At 69.2% G+C, this 26,540-nt stretch carries 24 protein-coding genes; 19 read left to right on the plus strand and 5 right to left on the minus strand.

All coding sequences use genetic code 11. The features are described from left to right. Positions 1 to 5: 5 nt before the first annotated feature. The 3 genes from ABDW59_RS16325 to ABDW59_RS16335 are packed head-to-tail and all read right to left on the minus strand — an operon-like array spanning position 6 to position 4,250. Positions 6 to 1,478: an efflux transporter outer membrane subunit gene (locus tag ABDW59_RS16325; protein ID WP_343630910.1), complete on the minus strand. Its 1,473-nt coding sequence runs from the start codon at positions 1,476 to 1,478 to the stop codon at positions 6 to 8. Between the two features lie 35 nt (positions 1,479 to 1,513). After that, positions 1,514 to 3,139 carry an MDR family MFS transporter gene (locus tag ABDW59_RS16330; RefSeq protein ID WP_343630911.1) on the minus strand — a complete coding sequence of 542 codons (1,626 nt, stop codon included), beginning with the start codon at positions 3,137 to 3,139 and terminating at the stop codon, positions 1,514 to 1,516. Beyond that, positions 3,132 to 4,250, minus strand: coding sequence for an HlyD family secretion protein (locus tag ABDW59_RS16335; protein ID WP_343630958.1), 1,119 nt, complete (start codon positions 4,248 to 4,250; stop codon positions 3,132 to 3,134). The genes ABDW59_RS16330 and ABDW59_RS16335 overlap by 8 nt, the downstream gene beginning before the upstream one ends. Positions 4,251 to 4,569: 319 nt before the next feature. On the opposite strand from ABDW59_RS16335, the gene ABDW59_RS16340 reads away from it, so the two are divergent. After that, the gene (locus tag ABDW59_RS16340) at positions 4,570 to 5,322 is read left to right on the plus strand and encodes a CerR family C-terminal domain-containing protein (RefSeq protein ID WP_343630913.1); all 753 of its coding nucleotides are present in this window, start codon (positions 4,570 to 4,572) and stop codon (positions 5,320 to 5,322) included. Between the two features lie 65 nt (positions 5,323 to 5,387). On the opposite strand, the gene ychF is transcribed toward ABDW59_RS16340, so the two are convergent. Next, positions 5,388 to 6,479 (minus strand): redox-regulated ATPase YchF, encoded by a 1,092-nt coding sequence (gene ychF / locus ABDW59_RS16345; protein WP_343630915.1) that lies wholly within the window; start codon positions 6,477 to 6,479, stop codon positions 5,388 to 5,390. 152 nt (positions 6,480 to 6,631) lie between these two features. On the opposite strand from ychF, the gene ABDW59_RS16350 reads away from it, so the two are divergent. From ABDW59_RS16350 to ABDW59_RS16380, 7 genes are all read left to right on the plus strand, one after another. Continuing rightward, a complete protein-coding gene (locus ABDW59_RS16350; RefSeq protein WP_343630917.1) occupies positions 6,632 to 7,741 on the plus strand; it encodes an FAD-dependent monooxygenase in 1,110 nt (369 codons plus the stop codon). Between the two features lie 86 nt (positions 7,742 to 7,827). Continuing rightward, complete coding sequence (locus tag ABDW59_RS16355; RefSeq protein WP_343630919.1) at positions 7,828 to 8,568, plus strand: DsbC family protein; 741 nt, start codon at positions 7,828 to 7,830, stop codon at positions 8,566 to 8,568. A 51-nt stretch (positions 8,569 to 8,619) separates the two neighbouring features. Next, the gene (locus ABDW59_RS16360; protein ID WP_343630921.1) at positions 8,620 to 9,096 is read left to right on the plus strand and encodes a DUF3429 domain-containing protein; all 477 of its coding nucleotides are present in this window, start codon (positions 8,620 to 8,622) and stop codon (positions 9,094 to 9,096) included. A gap of 118 nt (positions 9,097 to 9,214) precedes the next feature. Beyond that, positions 9,215 to 10,987, plus strand: coding sequence for a PDZ domain-containing protein (locus ABDW59_RS16365; RefSeq protein ID WP_343630923.1), 1,773 nt, complete (start codon positions 9,215 to 9,217; stop codon positions 10,985 to 10,987). Then, on the plus strand, positions 10,972 to 12,081 hold the full coding sequence (locus ABDW59_RS16370) for a DUF3108 domain-containing protein (RefSeq protein WP_343630925.1): 1,110 nt from the start codon (positions 10,972 to 10,974) through the stop codon (positions 12,079 to 12,081). The genes ABDW59_RS16365 and ABDW59_RS16370 overlap by 16 nt, the downstream gene beginning before the upstream one ends. A 25-nt stretch (positions 12,082 to 12,106) precedes the next feature. Further along, positions 12,107 to 12,916, plus strand: coding sequence for an enoyl-CoA hydratase (locus ABDW59_RS16375; protein ID WP_343630927.1), 810 nt, complete (start codon positions 12,107 to 12,109; stop codon positions 12,914 to 12,916). Between the two features lie 258 nt (positions 12,917 to 13,174). After that, a complete protein-coding gene (locus ABDW59_RS16380; RefSeq protein ID WP_343630929.1) occupies positions 13,175 to 13,459 on the plus strand; it encodes a DUF4148 domain-containing protein in 285 nt (94 codons plus the stop codon). 193 nt (positions 13,460 to 13,652) lie between these two features. Here the strand turns inward: ABDW59_RS16380 and lysS are convergent, their stop codons facing one another. Continuing rightward, positions 13,653 to 15,194, minus strand: a complete 1,542-nt coding sequence (gene lysS / locus ABDW59_RS16385; protein ID WP_343630931.1) for a lysine--tRNA ligase — start codon at positions 15,192 to 15,194, stop codon at positions 13,653 to 13,655. Positions 15,195 to 15,247: 53 nt separating this feature from the next. Between lysS and ABDW59_RS16390 the strand changes: the two genes are divergently transcribed. The 11 genes from ABDW59_RS16390 to ABDW59_RS16440 form a co-directional block, all read left to right on the plus strand. Further along, complete coding sequence (locus ABDW59_RS16390; protein WP_343630934.1) at positions 15,248 to 16,312, plus strand: Gfo/Idh/MocA family oxidoreductase; 1,065 nt, start codon at positions 15,248 to 15,250, stop codon at positions 16,310 to 16,312. A 1-nt stretch (position 16,313) separates the two neighbouring features. Continuing rightward, positions 16,314 to 16,892, plus strand: coding sequence for an acyltransferase (locus ABDW59_RS16395; RefSeq protein ID WP_343630936.1), 579 nt, complete (start codon positions 16,314 to 16,316; stop codon positions 16,890 to 16,892). A 37-nt stretch (positions 16,893 to 16,929) separates the two neighbouring features. Beyond that, positions 16,930 to 18,345, plus strand: a complete 1,416-nt coding sequence (locus ABDW59_RS16400) for an MBL fold metallo-hydrolase (RefSeq protein WP_343630938.1) — start codon at positions 16,930 to 16,932, stop codon at positions 18,343 to 18,345. A 14-nt stretch (positions 18,346 to 18,359) separates the two neighbouring features. After that, the gene (locus ABDW59_RS16405; RefSeq protein WP_343630960.1) at positions 18,360 to 19,457 is read left to right on the plus strand and encodes a DegT/DnrJ/EryC1/StrS family aminotransferase; all 1,098 of its coding nucleotides are present in this window, start codon (positions 18,360 to 18,362) and stop codon (positions 19,455 to 19,457) included. A gap of 26 nt (positions 19,458 to 19,483) precedes the next feature. Next, the gene (locus ABDW59_RS16410; RefSeq protein ID WP_343630940.1) at positions 19,484 to 20,134 is read left to right on the plus strand and encodes a hypothetical protein; all 651 of its coding nucleotides are present in this window, start codon (positions 19,484 to 19,486) and stop codon (positions 20,132 to 20,134) included. Further along, positions 20,131 to 21,468 carry a DegT/DnrJ/EryC1/StrS family aminotransferase gene (locus ABDW59_RS16415; protein ID WP_343630942.1) on the plus strand — a complete coding sequence of 446 codons (1,338 nt, stop codon included), beginning with the start codon at positions 20,131 to 20,133 and terminating at the stop codon, positions 21,466 to 21,468. Before ABDW59_RS16410 ends, ABDW59_RS16415 begins: the two co-directional genes overlap by 4 nt. Then, complete coding sequence (locus ABDW59_RS16420) at positions 21,465 to 22,769, plus strand: lipopolysaccharide biosynthesis protein (protein WP_343630944.1); 1,305 nt, start codon at positions 21,465 to 21,467, stop codon at positions 22,767 to 22,769. Before ABDW59_RS16415 ends, ABDW59_RS16420 begins: the two co-directional genes overlap by 4 nt. Then, positions 22,766 to 23,908, plus strand: coding sequence for a glycosyltransferase (locus ABDW59_RS16425; RefSeq protein ID WP_343630946.1), 1,143 nt, complete (start codon positions 22,766 to 22,768; stop codon positions 23,906 to 23,908). Before ABDW59_RS16420 ends, ABDW59_RS16425 begins: the two co-directional genes overlap by 4 nt. A gap of 47 nt (positions 23,909 to 23,955) precedes the next feature. Beyond that, complete coding sequence (locus ABDW59_RS16430; protein WP_343630948.1) at positions 23,956 to 25,170, plus strand: glycosyltransferase family 4 protein; 1,215 nt, start codon at positions 23,956 to 23,958, stop codon at positions 25,168 to 25,170. A 40-nt stretch (positions 25,171 to 25,210) separates the two neighbouring features. Further along, positions 25,211 to 25,954 (plus strand): class I SAM-dependent methyltransferase, encoded by a 744-nt coding sequence (locus ABDW59_RS16435; RefSeq protein WP_343630950.1) that lies wholly within the window; start codon positions 25,211 to 25,213, stop codon positions 25,952 to 25,954. Then, the coding region (locus ABDW59_RS16440) for an aminotransferase class I/II-fold pyridoxal phosphate-dependent enzyme (protein WP_343630952.1) at positions 25,951 to 26,540 on the plus strand (590 nt) is incomplete at its 3' end. The genes ABDW59_RS16435 and ABDW59_RS16440, both read left to right, overlap by 4 nt.

Consider the following 26,540-nt stretch of genomic DNA (forward strand, 5'->3'; position numbering starts at 1 on the left):
GCGCGTCAGACCGGCTGCCAGCCCAGTCCCAAGCTCTTTTGCAGCGCGACGAAGTCCTTGAGCAGCTCGGCCTCTCCCTCCAGCGCCTTGAGCTGCGCATCCGTGTCGCGGCGCTGGGCGTCGAGCAGGTCCAGCTGGCTCGCCGTGCCGGCTTGGCGCCGTTGCTGGGCGAGGTTCAGCGCGCGCGCCGTCGAGGCTTGCTGCGCGCGCAGATGCGGCAAGGCCTGGCGCTGCTGGCCGAAGCGCGACAGCGCGGTGTTGGCGTCCTGCAGCGCGCCCAGGACCGCGGCCTTGTAGTTGGCGACGGCCTCGTCGCGGCCGGCCTCGGCCTGACGCACCGCGGCGGCGGTGCGGCCGAAGTCGAGGAAGTTCCAGCTCAAGTAAGGGACGGCCGCCAGCGCCAGGCTGTCCGCGCGCAGCAGCTTGCCCGGATCGGTCGCGGCCACGCCGATGTTCCCCAGCAGGCTGAGCTTGGGGAAGTACTTGGCCTTCTCCTGGCCGATCTGGGCCGTGCGGCCGGCCAGTCGGCGTTCGGCGGCGCGGATGTCGGGGCGGCGTTGCAGCAGACCGGTCGGGTCGCCGATGGCGACCTCGCGTGGCGCGGTCGGCAAGACGGGCGCGTCGCTGGCGAGTTGCGCATCGAGCGCGCCCGGCGCCTGCCCGGTCAGCAGCGCGAGCCGGTCCAGCGAGGCGGCGATCTCGGCGGCAACGTCGGTCAGCGCGGCGAAGGTGGTCTCGGCCTGCTGGGCGCGCTGCTCGACGTCGTCGGCCGGGGCCACGCCTTGCGCGAGCCGCTGCCGCGCCAGCGCAAGGGCCTGCGAGTCGACGGCGGAGGTGCCCAGCAAGAGCGCTTGGCGGCGCTGCTGCGCACGCAGCGCGACGTAGGTCTGCGCGACCTCGGCGGTGAGCGACACCTGCGCATCGGCCAGGTCGGCCTGTACCGCCTGGGCCTGCGCGGTGGCCGATTCCACCGCGCGGCGCGGGCCGCCGAACAGGTCGATCTCCCAGGTTGCGTCGAAGCCGGCGCTGTACAGATGCAGCGTGCTCTCGTGGTCCGTGCCCGGGCCTTGCCAGACGCCCGCGCCCAGCGCCGAGGCCGAGCCGCTTGGACGCCGATTGGCCTCCTGCTGGCTCAGCGTCGCGCGGGCGGAACGCAGCCGCGCCTCGGCGGCTTGCAGCGTGGGGCTGTTGCGCAGGGCTTGCTCGACGAGCGCATCGAGCGCCGGATCGTTCAGCGCCTGCCACCAGCTGGCGGCGACGGGCTGGGCGGCCTGAGCAGCTTGAGCGGTCGCGGCATCGCGGGCGAAGCGCGATTGCGCCAGCGCGTTGCCGGCCACCGCCGGCGCGCCCTCGTCGTTCGGGCCGACGGCGGCGCAGCCGGCCAGCAGCAGCATGGCCGCGGCGGCAGCCACCGCCGACCGCGTGGTGAGCGTCGTCAAGCCGACGCGGATCGGGGAGGGAAGTCGGAAGGTCGTCATGAAGGGTCTCACTGCGCGCGGCTTGAGCGGGTCGCTCAATGCGCGTCGTTCTGCACCGGGGCCGCGCCGGGAGCGGGCGGCTTGGGCGCCTTGAGCGTCAGCGCCAGCGGGATGCACAGCAGCAGCGCCATCGCCAGCACGTAGAAGGTTTCGGAGAAGGTCATCACGCTGGCCTGCTGGTGGATGGTCAGCACCAGCTCCTTGATCGCCTGCAGCTGCGCGTGGGCGAAGTCACCGACCTGCGCGACGTGGCTGGCGGTGCTGGCGGCCAGCCGTTCCTGCAGCGTCGTCGAGTTGGCGTTGAGCGTTTCGCTCAGGCGCTCGACGTGCAGGCTGTTGCGGCGGTCGATGAAGGTGCCGATGACGGCCAGTCCGACCGAGCCGCCCAGGTTGCGCGCCATGTTGTAGATGCCGGCGGCGTCGCCCGATTCCTCGCGCGTGACCGTGGCCATCGAGGCCTGGTTGAGCGGCATCATGCAGAGCATCTGCCCCACGCCGCGCAGCAGCTGCGAGCCGATGAAATCCTGGCCCACGCTCTGCGCGGTGAGGCTGATGTCCAGCAGGCAGCTCGCGGCGAAGGCCAGCAGGCCCAGGATCACCATCACGCGCAGGTCCACCCGCGTGATGAGCCGGGGCAGGATGGGCATCATCAGGAAGGCCGGGACGCCGGCCAGCAGCATGATCGCGCCCGACTGCTGCGCGTTGTAGCCCGCGATCAGCGCCAGGAACTGCGGCACCAGGTACGAGATGCAGTACAGCCCTGCGCCCACGGTGAAGACGATGACGATGACGCTGGCGTAATGGATGTTGCGCATCAGCTTGAGCCGCAGGATGGGCTTGGCCGCGTAGCGCTGCGACAGCGCGATCATGATCATCCCGGCGGCCGAGACCAGGCTCAGCATCACGATCAGCGAGGACTCGAACCAGCGTTCGCGCTGGCCCTCCTCGAGCACCACGGTCAGCGTCGACAGCCCGACCGCCAGACCCACGATGCCCAGCCAGTCGGCGCGGATGAACTGGTCCAGATGCGTGCGCTCCGGCGGCAGGCCCAGCAGCAGCAGCGCGAGCAGCGCCGCGCAGACCGGCACGTTGATGAAGAAGCACCAGTGCCAGCTGGCGTTCTCCGTGAGCCAGCCGCCCAGCACCGGCCCGAGCAAGGGCCCGAGCAGCACGATCAGCCCGAACAGCGTCATGCCCACTGGCAGCTGATGGCGCGGCAAGCGGGTGCGGATGATGGTCTGCGCCGTGGGGATCATCGCGCCGCCGGTGAAGCCCTGGCCGATGCGCGCCAGGATCAGCATGGGCAGGCTGCCTGAGAGGCCGCACAGCACCGAGAACAGCGTGAACAGCGCGGCATTGCCGACCAGGAAGTTGCGCAGCCCGAAGACGCGCGTCAGCCACGCGGCCAGCGGGATCATGACGATCTCCGACATCAGGTAGCCGGTGGAGATCCAGGTGCCCTCGGTGCCGGTCGCGCCGACCGAGCCCTGGATCTGCGGCAGCGCCGAGTTGGTGATCGAGATGTCCAGCGTCGCCATCAGCGCGCCGAGCGCGCCGGCGGCCACCGCGATCCAGTCGGTGGCGGTGGCGTTGGGCTCGGCCTGCGCTGCGGCTTGCGGGCGACTCGGCGCGGCGCCGGCGGCGGCCGCGGCTTCAGCCATGGCGGGCCTCCGAGCCGGCGTTCGCGCCGACGTTCTTCGGAGCCGCGGGCTTGCCGTCGGCGGGCTTGGTTTCCGCCGACTTGCTCTCAGCGGACTTGGCGGCGCCCTCGCGCGTGTCGACCTCGGCCGTCACCGACAGGCCGGGCAGCAGACGATCGCGCACGGCGGCGGTCGTCTCGACGCGGATGCGTACCGGCACGCGCTGGACGATCTTGGTGAAGTTGCCGGTGGCGTTCTCCGACGGCAGCAGCGCGAACTGCGCGCCGGTGCCGGGCGAGAAGCTCTCGACGGTGCCGTGGAGCTCGGCATCGGGCAGGGCGTCGACACGCAGCGTCACGGGCTGGCCGGCGCGCATGCGGCCGATCTGCGTCTCCTTGAAGTTGGCGACGAGATAGACGTCTTGCGTCGGCACCACGGTCATCAGCCGCGTGCCGGGTTGCAGCAGCTGGCCGACGCGCACGGTGGTGTCGCCGACGCGGCCGTCGATGGAGGCGCGCACCACGGTGTCGTCGACGTCCAGGTGGTTCTGGCGCAGCGCGGCCTCGCCGGCCTCGACCTGCGCCTTGGTCTGCGCGATCTGCGCCTCGCTGGATTTGAGCTTGCCCTCGGCGGCCTTCACCGCGGCGTTGCTCGCGGAGAGGCTGGCCACGGCCTGATCGCGCGTGTTGCGCAGCTCGGACAGGCGCTCGGCGGTGGTGGCGCCGGTGGCGGCCAGCGGCGTGTGCCGCGTGAGCTCGTCCTGCGCATGGGCCAGCGCGAAGCGGGACGAATCGGCCTGCGCCCGTGCTTGCGCGAGCTGCGCCTGCTGCTGGAGCAGGTCCGCTTCGACGCGGCGGATGTCGGCCTTGCGGGCGTCGATGGTGGCCTGCGACTGGTCGGCGGCGGCCTGGTACTGGCGCGGGTCCAGCCGCACCAGCGGGTCGCCGCGCTTCACCGGCTGGTTGGCGACGACGTAGACCTGCGTCACGTAGCCGCCGACCTTGGGCGCGGCAGTGACGCTGTCGGCCTTGAGGTAGGCGTCGTCGGTGGACTCGATGAAGCGACCGACGGTCCACCAGTGCACGCCGTAGACGCCGGCGGCGACCAGGGCGGCCGCGGCGATCGCGAGCATCACCGGACGGCGCTTGCGGGGCGGCTTGCCGTTGGAGGACGCGGAAGTGGAGGGGGAAGAGAGGGCGGAGGACGGCGCGGCGTCGGGCCCGTGCGGGCCGGCGGAGGTCTGGGAGGACATGGTCGAGCCGGATCTCCGGCGCAAAGAATTATTCCGACCGATATCTTTTTCCAGTTGGAATATTTATGTCAACTGCTATATTTTGCTTTCCGTCGGGTTCGCGCCGACGTGTGCGTTTTCTCCGCCGCGGTCTTCACGAGACCTTCACGGCGAGGCGCCGCGACCGCGAGCAGCCTGACGGCCAGCCGTACCGCCCGCCATGACCGACGCCACCGATCGCCCCGTTCGCCCTGTCCGCCCGCCCCGCCACCGCGCCGAAGCCTCGTATGCCCGAGGCGAGGAGACGCGTCGCCGCATCATCGAAGTCGCGATGCGGCTGTTTGCCGAGCGCGGTTTCGAGGGGGCCTCGACGCGCGAGATCGCCAAGGCGGCGGGGGTGAATGCGCCGGCGCTGCAGTACTACTTCGACAACAAGGAAGGCGTGTACCGGGCCTGCGCCGAATACATCGCGGAGAGCTCACGGGCCCATTTCGCGCCGGTGGTGACGCGGACGGAAGCCGTGCTGGAGGATCCGGCGGCGACGCCGGATCAGGTTTTTGAGGCCTTCGGCGAGATGCTGGACGCGCTGACCGACTTCCAGCTGCTGCCCGACGATGCCGAGTACCGCCGGCTTTTCATCGCGCATGAGCAGGTGGGGCATGCGCCGGGCGTGCTCTTCGAGCTTTTCGACAGCACGGTGCGGCCGCGCATGGGCGAGGTCTCGGCGCGGCTGGTGGCGCGCTACTGCGGCCTGAAGCCGACGGACCCGATGCTGCCGATGCGCGTGATGATGCTGTGCGGACAGGTGATGGTGTTCTCGCTGGGCAAGCGGACCATGCTGACCAAGCTGCGCTGGGACCAGTTCGGGCCTGACGAAGTGGCCATGATCAAGCGCGCGGCGAGGGAGCATGCGCGGGTGTTGATGGAGAGTTGGCGCGCCGGCGCCGCGTCGGCGGGGAAGGGCGCCGCCTGAATGCGCGAAGTCCCCGGGGCCTGGCGGCCGCCGGGGACTTCATTTGATGGTGGGATCGGCTGGAATCAGACGTTGAACAAGAAGTTCAACACGTCCCCATCCTTGACCACGTAGTCCTTGCCTTCCGCGCGCATCTTGCCCGCGTCCTTGGCGCCGGCTTCCCCCTTGTACTGGACGAAGTCCTCGAAGGCGATGGTCTGAGCCCGGATGAAGCCGCGCTCGAAGTCGGTGTGGATCACGCCGGCCGCTTGCGGGGCCGTGTCGCCGATGCGGATGGTCCAGGCGCGCACTTCCTTCACGCCCGCGGTGAAGTAGGTCTGCAGACCCAGCAGCTTGAAGCCCGCGCGGATCAGACGGTTCAGGCCCGGCTCGTCCTGGCCCATCTCGGCCAGGAACATCGCGCGGTCCTCGTCCTCCATCTCCGACAGCTCGGCTTCGGTCTTGGCGCAGATCGCCACCACCGGACCGTTCTGCGCCGCCGCGTATTCCTTCAGGCGATCCAGGAACGGGTTGTTCTCGAAACCGTCCTCGGCCACGTTGCCGACGAACATCGCCGGCTTGGCCGTGATCAGGCACAGCGGCTTGAGGATGACCAGCTCTTCCTTGCTGAAGTCGATGGTGCGCACCGGCTTGGCCTGGTCCAGCGCCGCCTGGCACTTCTCCAGCACCTTCACCAGCGCGATGGCTTCCTTGTCGCCCGCGCGCGCCACCTTGTTGTAGCGGTGCAGGCTCTTCTCCACCGTGCCCAGGTCGGCCAGGCACAGCTCGGTCTGGATCACCTCGATGTCGGCGATCGGGTCGACCTTGCCGCTCACGTGGATGACGTTCGGGTCCTCGAAGCAGCGCACCACGTTCACGATCGCGTCAGTCTCGCGGATGTGCGACAGGAACTGGTTGCCCAGGCCTTCGCCCTTGGACGCGCCGGCCACCAGACCGGCGATGTCCACGAATTCCACGATCGCCGGCACGATGCGCTCCGGCTTGACGATCTCCGCCAGCGCGCCCAGGCGCGGGTCCGGCAGCTCGACCACGCCGACATTCGGCTCGATCGTGCAGAAGGGATAGTTCTCGGCGGCAATGCCGGCCTTGGTCAGGGCGTTGAAGAGGGTGGACTTGCCGACGTTGGGCAGGCCCACGATGCCGCATTTGAGGCTCATAGGAAAGCTTTCGGGAACTTGAGAAAGGGCGGCCAGAGGATTCCGTCAACCCCCCGGCGCTTGTGGGCCGGCGGCGACGCCCGCGGCGCGAAGCGCGCATTTTAGACGGCCCGACCGGGTGGACCCCAGCCCCCTGCCTACAATCCCCCGCCATGGAAAAGTTCGACGTCCTCGTGCGCGGCAGCGGCTGCGTCGGCCGCAGTCTGGCCCTGGCGCTCGGCGCCCGCGGTTATCGCGTCGCGCTGCTGGCCCGCCCCTTGGCACCGAACCGCTCGGGCGACGTGCGCGCCTATGCGCTCAACGCCGCCTCGGTCGCGCTGCTCACCCGGCTGCGCGTGTGGGAAGGCCTGGCCGAGGACGCCCGCACGCCCGTGCACGACATGCGCATCCACGGCGACCGCGCCGGCGCGGAGCTGCATTTCAGCGCCTGGGAGCAGGGCGCCGGCGAGCTCTGCCACATCGTCGACGCGGCCGCGCTGGAAGACCAGCTCGACGCCGCGCTGCGCTTCGCCCCGCATGTGCATCGCGTCACCGAGCCCGTCCCCGCGACGCTGCAGGCGCTGTGCGAGGGCCGCGACACCGGCGCGGCCGAGGAGTTCGGCGTCCGCTACGAGCGCCACGACTACGGCCACCTCGGCGTGGCCACACGGCTGACTTCCAGCCAGCCGCATCAGAACCAGGCCTGGCAGTGGTTCCGCTCGCCGGACGTGCTGGGGCTGCTCCCCTTCGACCGGCCCGAGCCGGGCAACAGCTATGGGATGGTGTGGTCGCTCCCGCGCGAGCGCGCCCAGCAGCTGCTGAGCTGCGGCAAGTCCGAGTTCGAATCCGCGCTGCTGGAAGCGACCGGCGGCGTGGCCGGCACGCTGTCGCTGGCGGGCGAGCGCCAGGCCTGGCCGCTGCAGCTGTGCCGCGCCGACACGCTGTGCGGCCCCGGCTGGGTGCTGCTGGGCGACGCGGCGCATCTGGTGCATCCGCTCGCCGGCCAGGGACTGAACCTGGGCCTGGCCGACGTGGAAGCGCTGGTCGACGTGATCACCGCCCGCGAGTCCTGGCGGACACTGGGCGACGAGAAGCTGCTGCGCCGCTACGAGCGCGCCCGCATCGCGCCGACCTGGGCGATGGGCGAGCTCACTGACGGCCTGCTGCGCGGCTTCGCCAGTCAAGTCCCCGTGATCGCGCGCCTGCGCAACGAAGGCCTGCGACTGGTCGACCGCGCGGGCCCCCTGAAGAAGTGGCTGACGGCGCGCGCGCTGGGCCAGTGAGCGACACAATCCCGTCCATCCCCCGTGTGAATCCTCGCGTGACATCCACGCGGCGCACCGATGGCACGAATCGAATGAAGGCGACCATGAAGACCGTTTCCCGCAAGTCCCTGGCCCTGCCGCTGGCGCTGGCCGCGTTGGCGCTGTTCGGCTGCACCGCGCAGGCCAACGAGGACACCATCCGCAAGAACCTCGCGACCATCCTGCCCAAGGAGATCAAGGTCGACGAGGTCCGCCCCAGCCCGATCGCCGGTCTGTGGGAAGTCCGCATCGGCTCCGAGATCCGCTATACCGATGCCACCGGCCAGTACCTGGTCGAAGGCGAGATCCTCGATCTCAAGAACAAGCGCAACATGACGCAGGACCGCGTCAACAAGATCACCGCGGTGGACTTCTCGACCCTGCCGCTCAAGGACGCGATCGTCTGGAAGAAGGGCGACGGCAAGCGCCGCATCGCCGTCTTCGCCGATCCGAACTGCGGCTACTGCAAGCGCTTCGAGAAGTCGCTGCAGGAGGCCAACAACGTGACGGTCTACACCTTCGTCATCCCCATCCTGGGCGGCGACTCCCCGGACAAGGCCCGCGCCGCCTGGTGCGCCAAGGACAACACCGTCGCCTGGCGCAACTGGATGCTGGACGGCGCGGCGCTGCCGCGTCCGGACGGCAAGTGCGACGCCGCCGCCATTGACCGCAACCTGGCGCTGAGCCAGAAGATCCGCGTCAATGGCACGCCGGCCATCCTCTTCGAGGACGGCTCGCGCGCGCCGGGTGCGATCTCCGCCGAGCAGCTCGAACAGCGCCTGCAGGCGATCGAGAAGAAATCCTGATCCGTCCCCGCGGCCTGGTCCGCGGCCCAACGCGCCCCAGGCGCCCCAGCGATGAACGACCGCACCGTCACCCCGTCCCCCAACTCCGCCGCCGCCGCGTCGCTGCGCGGCGTCAATCCCGTCGCGCTGCGGCTGGGCTACGCGGGGCTGATCCCCTTCATCCTGGGGGCCGCGCTGGTCTGGCTGGTGCGCGAGGACGCCCATCCCTACGTCACCGACGGGCTGTCGCGCTATGCGGCGGTGGTGATCTCCTTCCTGGGCGCGATCCATTGGGGTCTGGGCTTCCGCCAGACCGTCCCTTCGCCCACGCCCTTCATCTGGGGCGTGGCGCCGGCGCTGCTGGCCTGGATCGCCTCGACCATGCCCGCCTATGCCGGCCTGGTCATCGAGGGCGTGCTGCTGATCGTCTGCTACCTGGTGGACCGGCGGCTGTATCCGTCGCTGGGCGCCTCGGCCTGGCTGACGCTGCGCTTCCGGCTGAGCGCCGTCGCGGCGCTGTGCTGCTTCATCGCCGCCCAGGGCACCTGAGGCGAGTTCGGCAGCCCCGGGGGCTCGCCGTTCGACCTCGGGTCGTCCCTGAGCGCCAAACGCCCGGCAGGGACAGGACTCTATTCCCGGCCGGGCCAGTCTTGGTAGGCTGTCCGTCATGACTTCCCACACCGCTTCGGCCACCGCCGCGATCCATTACCGCGTCGCCGTTTCCGACCCGCACGCGCACCGTTTCGAGGTGACGCTGACCGTGCCCGCGCCGGAGCCGTCACAGACGCTCAGCCTGCCGGTGTGGATCCCGGGCAGCTATCTGGTGCGCGAGTTCTCCCGCCACTTCGGCGTCGTGACCGCCCGCCAAGGTCAGCGCGAGGTGCCGGTGCGGCAGGACGCGAAGAACACCTGGTCCTTCGACTGCAGCGGGCGCGGCGCGCTGGTCGTGAGCTATTCGGTCTACGCCTTCGACACCTCGGTGCGGGCGGCCTTCCTGAACGCGCAGCGCGGCTTCTTCAACCCGACCAGCCTGTGCCTGCGGGTGCACGGCAAGGAGTCGGCGCCGCATCGCCTCGAGCTGGCCGGCCTGCCCAAGGACTGGGACGTGGGCACGGCGATGCGCGCGGTCGAGGGCACGCCGCATCTGTTCGAGTCCGCCGATTACGACGAGCTGGCCGACCACCCCTTCGAACTGGGGCCGTTCTGGCGCGGCGAGTTCGTCGCCGAGGGCGTGCCGCATGAATTCATCGTCGCCGGCGCGCTGCCGATCTTCGACGGCGAGCGCCTGCTGCGCGACGCCCAGCGCATCTGCGAGGCGCAGATCGCCTTCTGGCACTGCCACAAGAGCAAGCCGCCGATGGGGCGCTACGTCTTCCTGCTCAACTGCGTGGACGACGGCTACGGCGGCCTGGAGCACCGCGCCAGCACGGCGCTGATCGCGTCGCGGCGCGATCTGCCGCGGCTAGGCCAGGCCGAGGTCACCGACGGCTACGTCAAGCTGCTGGGCCTGATCAGCCACGAGTACTTCCACACCTGGAACGTCAAGCGCCTGCGGCCCGACGTCTTCGAGCGCTACGACTACGACCAGGAGAACTACACCGAGCTGCTGTGGTTCTTCGAGGGCTTCACCTCCTATTACGACGACCTGTTCCTGGTGCGCGCCGGGCTGATCGACGAGGCCCGCTACTTCAAGCTGATCGCGCAGACCTTCACCCAGGTGCTGGGCGCGCCGGGCCGCAAGCATCAGAGCGTGGCCCGCTCCAGCTTCGAGGCCTGGACCAAGTACTACCGCCAGGACGAGAACACGCCCAACGCGGTGGTGAGCTATTACGCCAAGGGCGCGATGGTGGCGCTGGCGCTGGACCTGACGCTGCGCGGCGCGGAGAAGACGGCCTCGCTGGACGAGCTGATGCGGGGGCTCTGGAAGGAGACCGGCGGCGGCCCGGTGAGCGAGGCGCAGATCCTGCGCAAGCTGAGCGACATCGGCGGCGAGACCGTGGCGCAGGCGCTGTCGACCTGGGTACACGGCACCGACGATCTGCCGCTGCCGCAGCTGCTGGAGCGCATGGGCGTGCGCTGGGGCCATGACAAGCCGACGCTGGCGCAGCGCCTGGGCCTGCGGGTGACCGAGGCCGACGGCGTGGTGATGGTCAAGCAGGTGCTGCTGGAGTCGGCGGCGCTGGAGGCGGGGCTGAGCGCGGGCGATGAGCTGATCGCCTGCAACGGCTGGCGCGTGCGCAAGCTGGAGGACCTGCCCCTGATGCTCGATCAGCAGGACCCGCAACGCCTGACCCTGCTGGTCTCGCGCGATCAGCGGATGCTGACGCTCAAGCTGGCGCTGCCGGCGCAGGACGGGGCGGCGCGCCCGGTCTGCCTGGGGCTGCTGGACAAGGCCCCGGCGCGGGCGCAGAGCCTGCGCCGCGCATGGCTGGGCGGCTGAGCCCGCGAGCCGGGCGCGGTGCGCTCGGCCTGGGCCTGCTGACGCTGGCCGTGCTGGCGGCCCACCTGTGGCTGCTGCGCGGCGCGCAGGACCTGCACGATCGATGGATGCCGGAGACGCCCGAGCCGGATCGGCTCGAAGCGGCTTTCGTGCGCGAGCTTCCTCAGGCCGAACCGCCCAAACCGCCGCAGGGCAGTGAAGGAAGGCCGGGCGCGCCTGCGCCCCGACTGGCGCCGTCGCCCGCATCGAACGAGGGCATCGCGCCGATCCCGCCGGACGAGGTGGCCAGTCGACCGCCGCCGCCCGAGTTGCAGACGCTGGTCGCGCCTTCGGCGCTGGCGGTCTCGGACGCGGTGGGTGATTTCATTCCCGGCGTCGAATGGCCCTTGTCGACGCAGCTCGAGTACACGCTGGGCGGCGATTTCCGCGGGGCCATCCATGGCGACGCCCGCGTCCAGTGGCTGCGGACCGGCGCGCACTATCAAGTTCATCTGGAGGCCTGGGTCGGGCCGTCCTTCGCGCCGCTGATGTCGCGGCGCCTGAGCAGCGACGGCGAGATCACGCCGATGGGCCTGGTGCCCAAGCGCTTCGACGAGGTGACCGGCGGACTGGCCGGCGCCAAGCGGCAGTCGACGCTGCTGTTCGACCTTGGCGGCGTGCGGATGTCCAACGGCCGGCGCGAGCCCGCGCCCGACGGCACACAGGACGCGGCCAGCCAGTTCGTGCAACTGACCTGGATGTTCCTGACCGGCCGGCAGACGGCGCAGGCGGATCAGCTCATCCAGCAGCCCTTGGCGCTGCCGCGCAACCTGCACCTGTGGCGCTACAAGGTGCGCGGGCTGGAGGATGTGCAGACGCCCATGGGCGCCATCCCGGCCTGGCACGTGGACTCCGACATGGACGACACGCGCGGCGACATGCAGGCGGAGTTCTGGCTGGCGCCCTCGCTGCAGTTCATGCCGGTGCGGGTGCGGATCTGGCAGGACCGGCCACGGGATCCGCGCACCCACATCGATCTGGTGCTCAAGCGCATGCCGCTGCAGGCGATGGCGCCGGCCGCGCCGGCTTCGAGCGCCGCCTCGTCGCCCCTATAGTTGCCCGCATTCCAAGGAGACCCTCATGACCCAAGCCCTGACCGAGACGCCTTTCGAGAACATCCTGGTGGAGGTCGTCGGCACCGGCGAGCGCAAGACCGGCCTGATCCGCCTGAATCGTCCCAAGCAGCTGAACGCGCTGAGCGATCCGCTGATGGACGAGCTGGGCCGCGCGCTGCGGGCCTTCGATGCGGACGATGGCATCGGCTGCATTGTCTTGACCGGCAGCGAACGTGCATTCGCGGCGGGCGCGGACATCCCGACGATGGCGCCGCACACCTTCATGTCGGCCTTCAAGAGCGGGCTGATCTCCAAGAACTGGGAGACGATTCTGGAGATCCGCAAGCCGGTGATCGGCGCGGTGGCGGGCTTCGCGCTGGGCGGCGGCTGCGAGCTGGCGATGATGTGCGACTTCATCATCGCGGCGGACACGGCGCGCTTCGGCCAGCCGGAGATCAAGCTGGGCATCATCCCCGGCGCGGGCGGCACGCAGCGCCTGCCGCGCGCGGTCAGCAAGAGCAAGGCGATGGACATGCTGCTGACCGCCCGGATGATGGACGCCGCCGAGGCGGAGCGCGCGGGCCTGGTGTCGCGCGTGGTCCCGGCCGAGCAGCTGATGAGCGAGGCGCTGACGGCGGCCGAGACCATCAACGGCTTCAGCGGCCCGTCGACGATGCTGATCAAGGAACTGGTCAACCTGGCCTACCAAGGCCCGCTGACCGACGGCGTCGCGGTCGAGCGCCGCTACTTCCACGCGCTGTTCGGCTCCGACGACCAGCGCGAGGGCATGGACGCCTTCCTGGCGAAGCGCTCGCCGGTCTTCAAGCACAAGTGAGCAAGACGCCGGCCGCCGGGGTGGTGTGTTTCCCTCGGACGGCCGGTTTGCCGCTCCGTGCCCGATTGCACGAATGTGTCAGCCATCCTTGACCCCTGTCACTGTACGGTCACCGCTCAGCTGGGCGATTGTTGACGATCCATGAACGGATCTTTCCGGTTTGTCTAGTGTTTCCCCTAGGGTCCGACGCCTACAGTTCAACCCATGGACGACGCGGAGTGCGGAGTCCGGTGCAACAAACCCCTGAAGGAAACCGCCATGAACACGCTCAACAAGTTCACCCTGATCGCCGCCGCCCTGCTGTCCGCTGGTGCCGCCTTCGCCGCCGAGCCGGTCGAAAAGACCCGCGCCGAAGTGATCGCCGAGCTGCAAGCCGCCCGTGACTCCGGCGAAGTCGCCACCCTGTCGGCCGACCAAGCCGGCGTCAGCGGCCTGAGCAACGGCATCAACGCCCCCACCGCCAGCCAGCTGGCCGCCAAGGCCGCCGCTCAGAAGCTCGCCAAGAAGGGCGCTTCGACCGAGCCGGTCAACGCCGCCAAGTAAGGCCTGACCTCGCACGGCCCTCACGGGCCGGCCCCCTCGACACCGCCGGATGCGCCGGCCGGCGATCGGGGCAGAGACCAAAAGCAAAGGGACACCGATCGGTGTCCCTTTCGCGTTTTGGCTTTCGCCGTTGGCGTTGGAGCCGCCCGGAAGCGTCCGGGGCGGCGGCAGGGCCCGCAGGCCCCGCGTCACATCAACCCTCGCGGCGCAGCGCCGGGAAGAGGATCACGTCGCGGATCGACGGGCTGTCCGTGATCAGCATCATCAGGCGGTCGATGCCGATGCCGCAGCCGCCGGTCGGGGGCATGCCGTACTCCAGCGCGCGAATGAAATCGGCGTCGAAGAACATCGCCTCCTCGTCGCCGGCGTCCTTGTTGGCGACCTGCGACTGGAAGCGCGCGGCCTGGTCCTCGGCGTCGTTCAGCTCCGAGAAGCCGTTGGCGTACTCGCGGCCGGTGATGAAGAGCTCGAAGCGCTCGGTGATCGTCGGATCGGCGTCAGAGGCGCGCGCCAGCGGCGAGACCTCGACCGGGTAGTCGACGATGAAGGTCGGCTCCCAGAGCTTCTCCTCGACCGCCGCCTCGAACATGCCGAACTGCAGCGCCGACAGCCCCCAATGCGCGGGCGCTTCCTCGCCCAGCGCCTTGAGCTTGGCGCGCAGCGCCTCGGCGTCATCGGCCTCGGCCTCGGTCACGCCGGCGTGCACGATCAGCGACTGGCGCACGGACAGGCGGGTGAAGGGCTTCTCCAGATCCACCGGCTTGCCGGCGTAGGTCACCAGCGCGCTGCCGGTCGCGGCGCGGGCCGCGTGACGGATCACTTCCTCGGTGAAGCTCATGACCTCCTGGTGGGTCCAGTAGGCCGCGTAGAACTCCATCATCGTGAACTCGGGGTTGTGCCGGACGCTGATCCCCTCGTTGCGGAAGTTGCGGTTGATCTCGAAGACGCGCTCGAAACCGCCCACCACCAGACGCTTCAGATAGAGCTCCGGCGCGATGCGCAGGTACATCTCCTGATCCAGCGCGTTGTGGTGCGTGATGAAGGGCTTGGCGTTGGCGCCGCCCGGGATCGGATGCAGCATGGGCGTCTCGACTTCCAGGAAGCCGTTGTCGACCATGTACGAGCGGATCGAGGACACCGCCTTGGAGCGCGCGACGAAGCGCTCGCGCGCCTTGCCGTCCGAGATCAGGTCGGCGTAGCGCTGGCGGTACTTCTGCTCCTGGTCGGCCATGCCGTGGAACTTGTCCGGCAGCGGACGCAGCGACTTGGTCAGCAGGCGCAGCGTCGTCACCTTGACCGACAGCTCGCCGGTGCGGGTGCGGAAGAGCGTGCCCTCGGCGCCCAGGATGTCGCCCAGGTCGAAGTGCTTGAAGTCGGCGTAGACCTCCTCGCCCAGCGCATCCTTGGACAGGAAGAGCTGGATCGCGCCGGTCGCGTCCTGCAGCGTGGCGAAGCTCGCCTTGCCCATGATGCGCTTGAGCATCATGCGGCCGGCCACCGTGACCTGCACGGCCTGCGGCTCGAGCTCCTCATTGGCCAGCTCGCCGTACCGCGCCTGCAGCGGCGCGGCGCGGTGCTGCGGTTTGAAGTCGTTGGGGAAGGCCGCGACCCCCTTGGCCTGGGCTTTCGCGCGGACGGCGGCGAGTTTCTCGCGGCGTTCGGCGATCAGCTTGTTTTCGTCTTGGGCGGGCGCCGGCGTGTCGGTGCCGATCTGGGGGTCTTGGGACTGGCTCATCGTGGGCTGCAAAAAAGGCAGGGCGCGATTTTAGGCTTTTAAAATCGCCCCCCATGTCTCAGTTCCCCATCCTGGACCGGCCCGTCCGTGTCGCCCTCGTCGGTTGCGGCCGCATTTCCAAGAATCACGTGGAGGCGCTGGCCCGCCACCAGGGCCGCGCCGAGCTGGTCGCCGTCTGCGACATCCGCCCCGAGGCGGTCCAGGCCGCGCTGGCCCAGACCGGCCTGCCGGCGGAGCGCGGCTTCGACTCGCTGCAGGCGCTGCTGGCCGGCTCCGATGCGGACCTGATCGTGCTGTCCACGCCCAGCGGCCTGCACGCCCAGCAGGCCATCGCCTGCGCCCAGGCCGGCCGGCACGTGCTGAGCGAAAAGCCGATGGCGACCAAGTTCGAGGAAGGCCAGGCCATGGTCCGCGCCTGCCGCGAATCGGGCGTGAAGCTCTTCGTCGTCAAGCAGAACCGCCTGAACGCCACCGTGCAGCTGGTCAAGAAGGCGCTGGACCAGGGCCGCTTCGGTCGCATCTTCATGAGCACGGTCAACGTGTTCTGGACCCGTCCGCAGAGCTATTACGACGCCGCCCGCTGGCGCGGCCGCTGGGACATGGACGGCGGCGCCTTCATGAACCAGGCCAGCCATTACGTGGACCTGCTGGATTGGCTGGTCGGCCCGGTCGACAACGTGCACGCCTACACCGCGACGCTGGACCGCGACATCGAGGCCGAGGACACCGGCGTGATGAGCCTGCGCCTGCGCCACGGCGGCCTGGCGTCGATCAACGTCACGATGCTGACCTACCCGCAGAACCTGGAGGGCTCGATCACCATCCTGGGCGAGAAGGGCACGGTCAAGATCGGCGGCACCGCGGTCAACAAGATCGAGCACTGGCAGTTCGATACCCCGCATCCCGATGACGAGCTGGTCAAGAACGCCAGCTACGAGACCACGAGCGTCTACGGCTTCGGCCACGCCGCGTATTACGACAACGTCATCCAGACGCTGCGCGGCGAGGCGCAGGCGCAGGTCGACGGCTACGAGGGTCTGCGCTCGCTGGAACTGCTGATCGCCTGCTACCGCAGCGCGCGCGACGGACAGCGCGTCGGCCTGCCGCTGGTGTTCTGACATGGGCTGGTGGAAACACGACAGCGCCCTTGTCGACGAGGGCGCGCAGCTGGGCGAGGGCACCAAGGTCTGGCACTTCAGCCACGTGTGCGCGGGCGCGCGCATCGGGGACGGGTGCTCGCTGGGGCAGGGCGTGTACGTCGGCAACGACGTGACCATCGGCCGCAACGTCAAGATCCAGAACAACGTGTCGGTCTATGACGCGGTGACCTTGGAGGACGACGTGTTCTGCGGCCCGTCCATGGTCTTCACGAATGTCTACAACCCGCGCTCGGCGGTGTCGCGCAAGAACGAGTACCGCCGCACGCTGATCCGGCGCGGCGCGACGCTGGGCGCCAACTGCACCATCGTCTGCGGCGCGACCGTCGGGGAGTACGCCTTCGTCGGCGCCGGCGCGGTGATCAAGGGCGATGTGCGGCCCTACGCGCTGATGGTCGGCGTGCCGGCCCGCCAGATCGGCTGGATGAGCCGGCATGGCGAGAAGCTGGAAGTTGTCGCCGGCTGGGCAGTGTGTCCGGCGAGCGGCGAGCGATATGAAGTCACGGAGTCCGGCTGCCGTTTGGCACGGGCTGAAGGTTGAAAGAAGAACTGCGTCGCCAGACGCTGAGGGAGTGATTGTGGAGTTCAAGGTTTTGTCCCATGCCTCGTTGTTGGTCAAGCAAGGTGGGGCGTCGATCCTGATGGATCCGTGGCTGCTCGGCTCCTGCTATTGGCGCTCGTGGTGGAACTTCCCGGAGCCTGTGTTCGACCAGTCCGAGTTGGCTGCGGTGGATGCGGTGGTTATCAGCCATGTCCACTGGGATCATTGGCACGGTCCCACTTTGAAGAAGCTGCTTCGCGGCAAGCGGATCATCGTGCCTGATGAGCCGGGGTTGCGCAGCGCGGAGGACCTTCAAGCGATTGGGTTCAAGGACGTGGTCAGACTTCCGCACGGGAAGCCGCTCAAGATCGGTGATCTGACGCTCACGATGTACCAGTTTGGTCGCTATCTCAACGATGCTGCGATCGTCGTCGAAGGTGGTGGAACGGTGTTGCTCAATGCGAACGACGCAAAGATTGCCGGCGCGGCATTGCAGAACATCGTAAATAGGCACGGAAAAATCGACTTCGCCTTCCGATCACATTCTTCGGCGAACGCCCGTGTCTGCTTCAAGGTTATCGGCGATGAGAGCTTCGTTGCCGATGATCGAGAACACTACTTCCGTTCGTTCCAGGGGTTCATGGATGCCGTCAAACCGCGCCATGCGGTGCCCTTTGCTTCCAACCACTGTCATCTGCACGACGACGTTTACGGCATGAACGGCTACATCTCCAATCCGCTTCAACTGCGCGAGTACTGCGATCGCGCGCCGAATGTGGACTGGAAACTTCAGGTGATGATGCCTGGCTCGACGTGGAGCTCGGAGCGGGGGTTCTCGCTACGACCTGAGACGGAATTCGAGAACTTGAAGGAGTCGTTGAGCGCCTATCGCGAGAAGGTTTCGGCGACGCTGGTCAAGTACACGGAACAGGAGAATGCCGTAAAGATCAACGACCGGATGGTCGAGCGCTTCATGGAGTACTTCAAGGCGAAGGGACGTCCCGCAGGTTGCGCTGGCGACCTGACGCTGACGGTGCGCTGGCCAGATGGGCGACGCCAGTCGTACGACTGTCACATCGATACGCAGACCTTTGAGGTCCTCCCGGAGGAACGCGGCCCGCAGGCCGGTTTGCCCGTGATCGAGATGCCTGCCATCGTGTTCCGTGATGCCGTGGTGAAGAACATGTTCCACCATGCGGGGATTTCCAAGCGCTGCCTGTACATCGCGGCGAACCAATTGGATATGGATCGGCTGGTGCGGATTGTTGGCTTCTTGGACAACTATGAACTGGGAGTCTTCCCCAAGCGTTGGGCCTATCAGAAGCGTCTGTATGGCGCCTATGTGCGCCGCTGGCGCGAGCTCTTCGTTTATGCCCACGCCTTGTGGCTGTTGAAGGTCCGCAAGAAGCCCATGTACTTGGTCGAGGAAGCCATTCTTCGAGGCGAGTTCTGATCATGTCGATCCCCTTGCCCTTCATCGATCTCAAAGCCCAGTACGCGGCGCTCAAGCCCAGCATCGACGCGCGCATTCAGCGCGTGCTCGACCACGGCCTATACATCATGGGTCCCGAGGTCAAGGAGCTGGAGACCGCGCTCGCGGCCTATGCGGGCACGAAGCACTGCATCACCGTCGCCAGCGGCACCGAGGCGCTGCTGATCGCGCTGATGGCGCTGGACCTGCAGCCGGGCGACGAGGTCATCACCACGCCCTTCACCTTCGCCGCGACGGCCGAGACCATCGTGCTGCTGGGCGGCGTGCCGGTCTTCGTCGACATCGAGCCAGACAGCCTGAATCTCGATGCCACGCTGATCGAGGCGGCCATCACGCCGCGCACCAAGGCCATCATGCCGGTGAGCCTCTACGGTCAGGTCTGCGACATGGATGCGATCAATGCGATCGCGGCCAAGCACGGCGGCATCCCGGTGATCGAGGACGCGGCGCAGTCCTTCGGTGCGTCGTACAAGGGCCGCAAGAGCTGCGGCCTGTCGACCTGGGGCGCGACCAGCTTCTTCCCGAGCAAGCCGCTGGGCTGCTACGGCGACGGGGGCGCGCTGTTCACCGACGACGACGTGCTGGCGCAAGCCGCGCGCGAGATCCGCGTCCACGGCCAGAGCCAGCGCTACACGCACACGCGAGTGGGTGTCGGCGGCCGTATGGACACGCTGCAATGCGCGGTCGTGCTGGGCAAGCTGGAGCGCTTCGATTGGGAGATCGCGCAGCGCCTGGCCATCGGCGTGCGCTACCAGCAGCTGATCGGTGAGCTGCCGCTGCAGCGTCTGGCCGTGCGCGAGGACCGCGATTGCGTCTGGGCGCAGTTCACCGTGCAGGTGGACCGCCGCGAGGCGGTGGTCGAGGCGCTGAAGCAGGCCGGTATTCCGACGGCGGTGCATTACCCCAAGCCGCTGCATCGTCAGCCCGCCTATGAGAACCGCTGCCGCATCGCGACGCCGCTGCCCCACTCGGAGGCCGCCGCGCAGCGCGTGATGAGCCTGCCGATGAGCGCGGACCTCAGCGAGGCGCAACAGGACCAGGTCGTCGCCGCGCTGCGCGCCGCGCTGACCTGACCCGGACCACGAGAGGCAAGCACCCGATGGCGCTGCTGGGGTACACGCTGGATGCGGTGCGCGCGCGAATCGGGGCGCGGGTCGCGGCGTGGCTGGGACTGCGGGTCGGGGCGCGCGTTCAGATCCATCCCGGTGCGCGCGTGCGCTCCGGTGCCGGCAGCGCGATCGGCGACGGCTCCATCCTTTATCGCGACGTGCAGGTGCTGGCCACCGGCCAGGGTCGCTTCACGATGGGCGCGCGCAGCCATATCGCGCCGGGCGGCTATCTGCTGGTCGCGGGACAGCGCCTGTCCATCGGGGACGACGTCGCCATCGGGCCGGGCCTGATGGTCTTTTGCGAGTCCAACGCGGTGACCGCGACCGGCCTGTTCCGCGAGGCCTACCGGCGCGCCGACGTGCGCATCGGCAGCAACGTGTTCATCGGCGCCCGCGTGACGGTGCTGCCAGGCAGCGTCATCGATGACGACGTGGTCGTCGCGGCGCATGCGGTGGTGCGAGGGCACCTGGCCTCGGGCTGGGTCTACGGCGGCGTGCCGGCACGGCCGCTGCATCGCATCGATGCCGAGCGCGGCGCGGCTTCCGCCGCCGAGGCCACGCAAGGCGCCGTCTTCGACGACGAGCTGGCCAGTCGGCTTGAGGGCATCGACGGCGCCATCGCCCCGTCGACCCGCTCATGAAAGGTCATGTCGCCGGCGCGCTGCGTTGGCGTGATCTGCCTGCCGCGCTGCTGCACTGGCTGCGGCGCGGTCACGCCAGCGGCGATGACTTCCGCGCCGTGTTCGCCCGCAGCCTGGGCATCGATGCCGGCGAGCTGAAACTCTTCGGCAGCGGCCGCGCGGCGCTGCACGCGTTCACCGCATCGCTTGAGCTGCCGCCGGGATCGGAAGTCCTGCTGCCCGGCTACACCTGCGTCGTCGTGCCCAACGTGTTCATGCACCTGGGGCTGACGGTCCGCTATGTCGACATCCCCGCCGACAGCTTCAACCCGAGCGTCGAGGACTGGTCCGCCGCGATCGGCCCGAAGACGCGGCTGGTGGTCGTGCCGCACAACTTCGGTTTCATCACCGCTTGCCTGGATCGGCTGCGCGCCGAGCATCCCGACATCGTCATCGTCGAGGACGCCGCGCATGCCTGGGGCGGCACCGATGCCCAGGGCCGCATCGCCGGCACGCTGGGCCATGCGGCCTTCTTCAGTTTCGAGTACTCGAAGCCGCTGACGACCGGCACGGGCGGCGCGCTCGTCGTTCACGACGCCGCGCTGCGCGAGCGCTTCTCCGCTTTCGAGGCCAAGCGCCCCGCGCGGCATGCGCCGTCGACCTCGACCGTCGTCAAGCAGCTGCTCACGCTGGGCTGGCATCGGCTCACGATGAGCTTGCCGCGTCCGGCGCTGAATGCGCTGATCGCGATCTTGCGCACGCCGTCGCGGATGCTGGGCGTCGTCGCCAAGACGCCGGACAGCGAGATCGCCGGCGACAGCCAGCCCGACTACCGCGCCGGCCTGCATCCGCTCAGCGCTGCGATCGGTCTTGCCCAGGCGCGCCGCTTCGCGGAGATCCATGCGCTGCGCCGCGCCCAGGCGGGGGAGTACGACGCGCTGCTTGCCGATCTGCCGGGATGGGAGCGACAGGTCGCCGTAGCGGTCTCTCCGTCGACATCTGCGTCCACATCCGCGTTGACATCCGCGTCGTCACCCTTGTTGGCCACGAGCGCGGCGGTCGTCGGGCGTGGCGATGTGCTGCTCCGCTACCCCGTCTTGCTGCCTGACACCGCGACGCGCGACGCCGCCATCGAAGCGCTCGCCCAAGCCGGCATCGTCGGCGGGACCTGGTTCGACGACGTCGTCCATCCGAAAGGCAGCCGTCGCTTCGGCTACGCCGAGGGCGACTGCCCGCACGGCGAGCGCGCCGCACGCACCGTGCTCAATCTGCCGCTGGGCCGCCATGCGCGTTTGAGCGCCTCGCAGCGCGCCGCCGTGCGCGCGATCGCCGAGCGCTTCGGAGGGCGGCGATGACGATCCGCCGCCGCTTCGCGCAACTGGCGAGCGCCTCGCTGCTCACGCAGGCGATCCCGATGCTGGCCGCGCCGCTGCTCACGCGCTGGTACGGCGCCGAGGCGCTCGGCCATTGGGCGCTGTTCGTGGCGCTGGCGGCCAACCTCGCCACCATTGCCAACGCACGTTACGAGTACGCCATCGTCATCCCGCGCCGCGACGGCGAGGCCGCGCTCGTGCTGCAGCTGGCGCTCTGGATCGCCCTGTTCATGGGCCTGGCGACGGCCGTTGGCGCCGGTACCTGGCACCTCGCGATGGCGCATCACGCCAAGCTCGGCGGTCGCTGGGTCTCGCTGGACGCGCTCGACCCGTGGCTGCTGATGCTCGCCCCCATCGTCGCGCTGGCGGGGCTGCAGCAGGCGCTCAGCCTGTGGAACAACCGCCAGAACAACATCGGCGTCATCGCCCAGGCCCGCGTGCTGCAGCAGGGCGTGATGGCCGCCGCGCAGGCGGTAGCCGCGCTGGGGGGCTTCGCCGGCGTCGCGGCGCTGGTGCTGTCGCAAGGCCTGGCCTCGCTGCTCGCGCCGCTGTGGCTGCTCAAGCGCGGCAGCCGCTGGCGCCGCGCCACCCGGCTGGACCAGTCCGGCAAGACCTGGCACTGGCGCCACCTGCGCCGCCTGGCCTGGCGCTACAAGCAGTTCCCGCTGCTCAACAGCCCGCACGCCTTCGTCAATGCGGCGCAGGAGACCCTGGTCCTCGCGCTGATCGCCGCCTGGGCCGACGCCGCGACGGCCGGCTATTACGCGCTGATGGTGCGTCTGGTGAAAGCCCCGGCGACGCTGGTGGGAGGCGCACTGTCCGAGGCCTTGCTGGGCGAGCTCGCCCGCGACTGGCAGCGCGGCGCCGATCTGCGTCCGCGCCTGATCCGCGCGATCCGCCTGCTGGCGATGGTGGCGTTGCCCTGCATGGTCTTCCTGATGGCCGTCGGCCCGGCCTTCTTCGGCTGGCTGCTGGGCGCCGACTGGGCCCAAGCGGGCGAGTACGGCCGGTGGCTCGCGCCCTACGTCGCCGCGCACTTCATTGCCGCGCCGCTGACGGTCACGCCCATGGTGACCGGCCGCCAGCAGGGCGCCCTGATCTTCAGCCTGATCGGCAACTCGCTCTACGTGCTGCCGGTCGCCGTCGTCCTGAGCCAGGGCGGTCACTTCACGACAGCGCTGGGCGTCATCGCCGTGCTGCTGCCCCTCTATTTCGCGATCTATCTGGGATGGCTGGTGCGCGGTGCCGCGCCTCGACCCGGCTTCCACGGAGTGCCTGCATGAGACTGGTCCTGATCGGTGACGGCGAGAGCCCCCACCTCCTGAAATGGGCCCGCGCGCTCTCGCAGCAGCGCGATCTCGAGCTCTGGGCCGCGTCCACCCGCGGCTTCGCGCCCGAGTTCCTCTTCCTGATTCCCGAGGACCGCCGCCTGGCGCTGAGCACCGACCCCGCGCATGCAGGTGGCAACATCGCCGTGCTCAAGCAGCTGCCCGCGCTGGGCGCCTGGCTGCGCAAGGTCGACGCCGACTGGCTGCATGCGCATTACCTGACCTCGCACGGCACGTTGGCCTGGGCGGCGCGCCGCGGCTGGAAGCTGCGGGCCCGCATCGCCGGCTCGGCCTGGGGCAGCGACATCCTGGTCACGCCGAATCAAGGCTGGGCCTATCGCTGGCTGACCACGCAGGTGCTCAAGGCCTGCGCCGTGACGACTTCCGACTCCGAATACATGGCCGCCCGCATGCGCGAGCTGGGCGCGTCCGAGGTCATGACCTTCCCCTTCGGCCTGGAGCAGATGCCCAAGCAGAACGTGCGCAAACAGCCCTGGCTGTTCTTCGCCAACCGCGGGCTGGAGCCGATCTATCAGCCGCATCGCGTGATCGAGGTTTTCGCCGCCATCGCCGCCAAGCGGCCCGAGGCGCGCCTGGTCGTCGCCAACGACGGCTCGCTGCGCGGCGCGCTGGAGGATCAGGCGCGTTCGCTGGGTCTGGCCGATCGCATCGAATTCACCGGCCGCCTGGACGCCACAGCGCAGGGCCGCCGCTATGCCCATGCGCGCTGGTTCCTGAGCCTGCCGGAGAGCGACTCGGTGTCGGTCTCGGTGCTGGAGTCCATGGCGCACGAGTGCCTGCCCATCCTCTCCGACCTGCCCGCCAATCACGAGGTGCTGGGCACCGCCGGCAGTCTGGAGCTCGTTCAGCCCGAGACCCTGCTGGGTCGCCACGGCCTGATCCTCAAGCAAGACGAGGACCTCGCGACGCTGCCCGACCGTCTGCAGATGCTGCTCGGCGAGGCCGATGTCGCCGGCCAGTCCGTCGACGCGGACCGCTTGGGCGCCGCCAACCGGGCCTGGATCGCGGAGCACGCGATGTTCGGACCCGCCGTCTCCCGATTCATCGAGCGCCTGAAGCGCCAGGACGTCTGAATGTCCAGCGCCTGAACGTCCGAGCTCTGATCTTTCCCATCGTCCTCATGAAGCTGCTGCTCATCAACCACTACGCCGGCTCGCCCAAGCACGGCATGGAATACCGCCCCTTCTACCTGGCCCGCGAATGGGTGAAGGCCGGCCATCAGGTGCTGATCCTGGGGGCGTCCTACTCGCATGTGCGGACCACGCAGCCGGACCCCGGCATGGCGCGCATGAGCGGCGTGAACTACCACTTCTACGACACGCCCGAGTACCAGGGCAACGGCATGGGCCGGGTCAAGAACATCTGGTCCTTCTGCCGTCAGGTCTGGAAGGACGCGGACATCCTGGCGCGCGAGTTCGAGCCCGACGTGGTCATCGCCTCCAGCACCTATCCGATGGACGTGTGGGTGGCGCGCCGCATCGCGCGCCTGGCCAAGGCCAAGCTGGTCTACGAGGTGCACGACCTGTGGCCGCTCTCGCCGATCGAGCTGTCGGGCATGTCGCCGCGTCACCCCTTCGCGATGCTCTGTCAGAAGGCCGAGAACGACGCCTACCGCGATGCCGACGTGGTCGTGTCCATGCTGCCCAAGGTGCACGGTCACATGGCCGATCACGGCCTGGACCTGAACAAGCTGCACATCGTCCCCAACGGCATCACGCTGGACGAGTGGAGCGAGCACGGCGAGCCGCTGGACGCCGCGGTGCAGGCGCACCTGGTCGCGCTGCGCGCGGCGGGCCGCACGGTGGTGGGTTACGCGGGCTCGATGGGCGAGCCCAATGCGCTGGACGTGCTGCTCGACGCCGCCAAGCTGCTGAAGGACAAGCCGATGAGCTTCGTGCTCGTGGGCGGCGGCCATCTGCGCGAGAAGCTCGAAGCGCGCGTGCGTGACGAGGGATTGACGAACGTCGCGATGTTCCCGCCCATCCCGAAGGCGCAGATCCCGTCGCTGCTCAAGGGCTTCGACATCGCCTACATCGGCTGGCAGCGCACGCCGATCTATCGTTTCGGCATCGCGCCCAACAAGCTGATGGACTACATGATGGCCAAGCGGCCGGTGCTGCATTCGGTGGAGGCGGGCAACGATCCGGTGGCCGAGGCCGGCGCCGGACTGACCGTCGCGCCGCAGGATGCGAAGGCCGTGGCCGACGGCCTGCTGCGCCTGGCCGCCGTGCCCGCCGCCGAGCGCGAGGCGATGGGCGAGCGCGGCAGAGAATTCGTGCTGGCGAATCACACCTATCCGGTGCTCGCGCAGCGCTTCATCGACGCGGTGACTTGACCCTCCACGCAGTCTTCACCCCGGCCTTGCCGACGACGACATGACCCAGGACCGAGAACTTCAGGCCATCGCCCAGCGCTATGCCCGCCGTGACGAGCGGCTGGCCGGGCTGGAGCGCTACAGCCTGCTGCGCCCCGAGGTCTGGCAGATGCTGCATGAGCGCCAGGCCGCGATGCTGCGGCTGCTGGCCGCACATCGCGCCGCGCCGGGATCCAGTCTGTCCGGCCCGGACGGCCCGCTGCCGCCGGCCGAGTGGCGCATGACCGAGGTCGGCTGCGGCGCGGGCGGCAATCTGATGGACCTGCTGCGCCTGGGCGCGCTGCCGCAGCACCTCACCGGCATCGAGCTGCTGCCCGAGCGCCTGGACGCGGCCCGCGCCGCGCTCCCTCAGCAGCTGCGGCTGCTGGCGGGCGATGCCTCGCAGGCGGCGGTGGAGCCGGGCAGCCAGGACCTGGTGCTGCAGTCGACGGTGTTCTCCTCCATCCTGGACGACGCGCTGCAGCGCCGGCTGGCCGACGCGATGTGGCGCTGGCTCAAGCCGGGCGGGGCGGTGCTCTGGTACGACTTCATCGTCGACAATCCGCGCAATCCGGACGTCCGGGGCATGCCGATGGCGCGCGTGCGCGCGCTGTTCCCGCAGGGCCGGGCGACGGTGCGCCGCGTCACGCTGGCCCCGCCGCTCGCACGCGCGGCCTGCCGCCTGCATCCCGCCGCCTACCGCGTCCTCAACACGATTCCATTGCTGCGCAGCCATGTGCTGGCGCTGATCACCAAGACACCATGAGCCAAGACCAGAACCCCGACGGCGAGAAGCTGCCCTTCCTCCCGTTCGCACTGCCCCAGCTGGGCGAGGAAGAGATCGCCGAGGTCGTCGACACGCTGCGCAGCGGCTGGGTCACGACGGGCCCCAAGGCCAAGCGTTTCGAGCAGGCCTTCGCCGAGTTCCTCGGCGAGCCGCAGATCGAATGCGTGGCGGTGAACTCCGCGACGGCCGGCCTGCATCTGGCGCTGGAGGCCCTGGGCATCGGCCCCGGCGACGAGGTCATCACCACGACCCACACCTTCACGGCCACCGCCGAGGTGGTGCGCTACATGGGCGCGGACGTGGTGCTGGTCGACATCGACCCGGCGACGATGAACATCGCCATCGACCAGATCGAGGCCAAGATCACGCCGCGCACCAAGGCCATCATTCCGGTGCATTACGCCGGTCTGGCGGTGGACATGCTGACGCTGCTGGACATCGCGCGCAAGCACGGGCTGAAGGTGGTCGAGGACGCGGCGCACGCGCTGCCCACGACGCTGGAGAAGGAGCTGATCGGCACCATGGGCAGCAACGCCACGGTGTTCAGCTTCTACGCCAACAAGAC

This window comes from Roseateles sp., from assembly GCF_039595295.1.
Classification (GTDB): Bacteria; Pseudomonadota; Gammaproteobacteria; order Burkholderiales; family Burkholderiaceae_C; genus Roseateles.

Coding starts and splice junctions, on each gene's coding strand:
- ABDW59_RS16325 (WP_343630910.1), bottom strand. CDS start 1,478: ATGACGACCTTCCGACTTCCCTCCCCGATCCGCGTCGGCTTGACGACG.
- ABDW59_RS16330 (WP_343630911.1), bottom strand. CDS start 3,139: ATGGCTGAAGCCGCGGCCGCCGCCGGCGCCGCGCCGAGTCGCCCGCAA.
- ABDW59_RS16335 (WP_343630958.1), bottom strand. CDS start 4,250: ATGCTCGCGATCGCCGCGGCCGCCCTGGTCGCCGCCGGCGTCTACGGC.
- ABDW59_RS16340 (WP_343630913.1), top strand. CDS start 4,570: ATGACCGACGCCACCGATCGCCCCGTTCGCCCTGTCCGCCCGCCCCGC.
- ychF (WP_343630915.1), bottom strand. CDS start 6,479: ATGAGCCTCAAATGCGGCATCGTGGGCCTGCCCAACGTCGGCAAGTCC.
- ABDW59_RS16350 (WP_343630917.1), top strand. CDS start 6,632: ATGGAAAAGTTCGACGTCCTCGTGCGCGGCAGCGGCTGCGTCGGCCGC.
- ABDW59_RS16355 (WP_343630919.1), top strand. CDS start 7,828: ATGAAGACCGTTTCCCGCAAGTCCCTGGCCCTGCCGCTGGCGCTGGCC.
- ABDW59_RS16360 (WP_343630921.1), top strand. CDS start 8,620: ATGAACGACCGCACCGTCACCCCGTCCCCCAACTCCGCCGCCGCCGCG.
- ABDW59_RS16365 (WP_343630923.1), top strand. CDS start 9,215: ATGACTTCCCACACCGCTTCGGCCACCGCCGCGATCCATTACCGCGTC.
- ABDW59_RS16370 (WP_343630925.1), top strand. CDS start 10,972: ATGGCTGGGCGGCTGAGCCCGCGAGCCGGGCGCGGTGCGCTCGGCCTG.
- ABDW59_RS16375 (WP_343630927.1), top strand. CDS start 12,107: ATGACCCAAGCCCTGACCGAGACGCCTTTCGAGAACATCCTGGTGGAG.
- ABDW59_RS16380 (WP_343630929.1), top strand. CDS start 13,175: ATGAACACGCTCAACAAGTTCACCCTGATCGCCGCCGCCCTGCTGTCC.
- lysS (WP_343630931.1), bottom strand. CDS start 15,194: ATGAGCCAGTCCCAAGACCCCCAGATCGGCACCGACACGCCGGCGCCC.
- ABDW59_RS16390 (WP_343630934.1), top strand. CDS start 15,248: ATGTCTCAGTTCCCCATCCTGGACCGGCCCGTCCGTGTCGCCCTCGTC.
- ABDW59_RS16395 (WP_343630936.1), top strand. CDS start 16,314: ATGGGCTGGTGGAAACACGACAGCGCCCTTGTCGACGAGGGCGCGCAG.
- ABDW59_RS16410 (WP_343630940.1), top strand. CDS start 19,484: ATGGCGCTGCTGGGGTACACGCTGGATGCGGTGCGCGCGCGAATCGGG.
- ABDW59_RS16415 (WP_343630942.1), top strand. CDS start 20,131: ATGAAAGGTCATGTCGCCGGCGCGCTGCGTTGGCGTGATCTGCCTGCC.
- ABDW59_RS16420 (WP_343630944.1), top strand. CDS start 21,465: ATGACGATCCGCCGCCGCTTCGCGCAACTGGCGAGCGCCTCGCTGCTC.
- ABDW59_RS16425 (WP_343630946.1), top strand. CDS start 22,766: ATGAGACTGGTCCTGATCGGTGACGGCGAGAGCCCCCACCTCCTGAAA.
- ABDW59_RS16430 (WP_343630948.1), top strand. CDS start 23,956: ATGAAGCTGCTGCTCATCAACCACTACGCCGGCTCGCCCAAGCACGGC.
- ABDW59_RS16435 (WP_343630950.1), top strand. CDS start 25,211: ATGACCCAGGACCGAGAACTTCAGGCCATCGCCCAGCGCTATGCCCGC.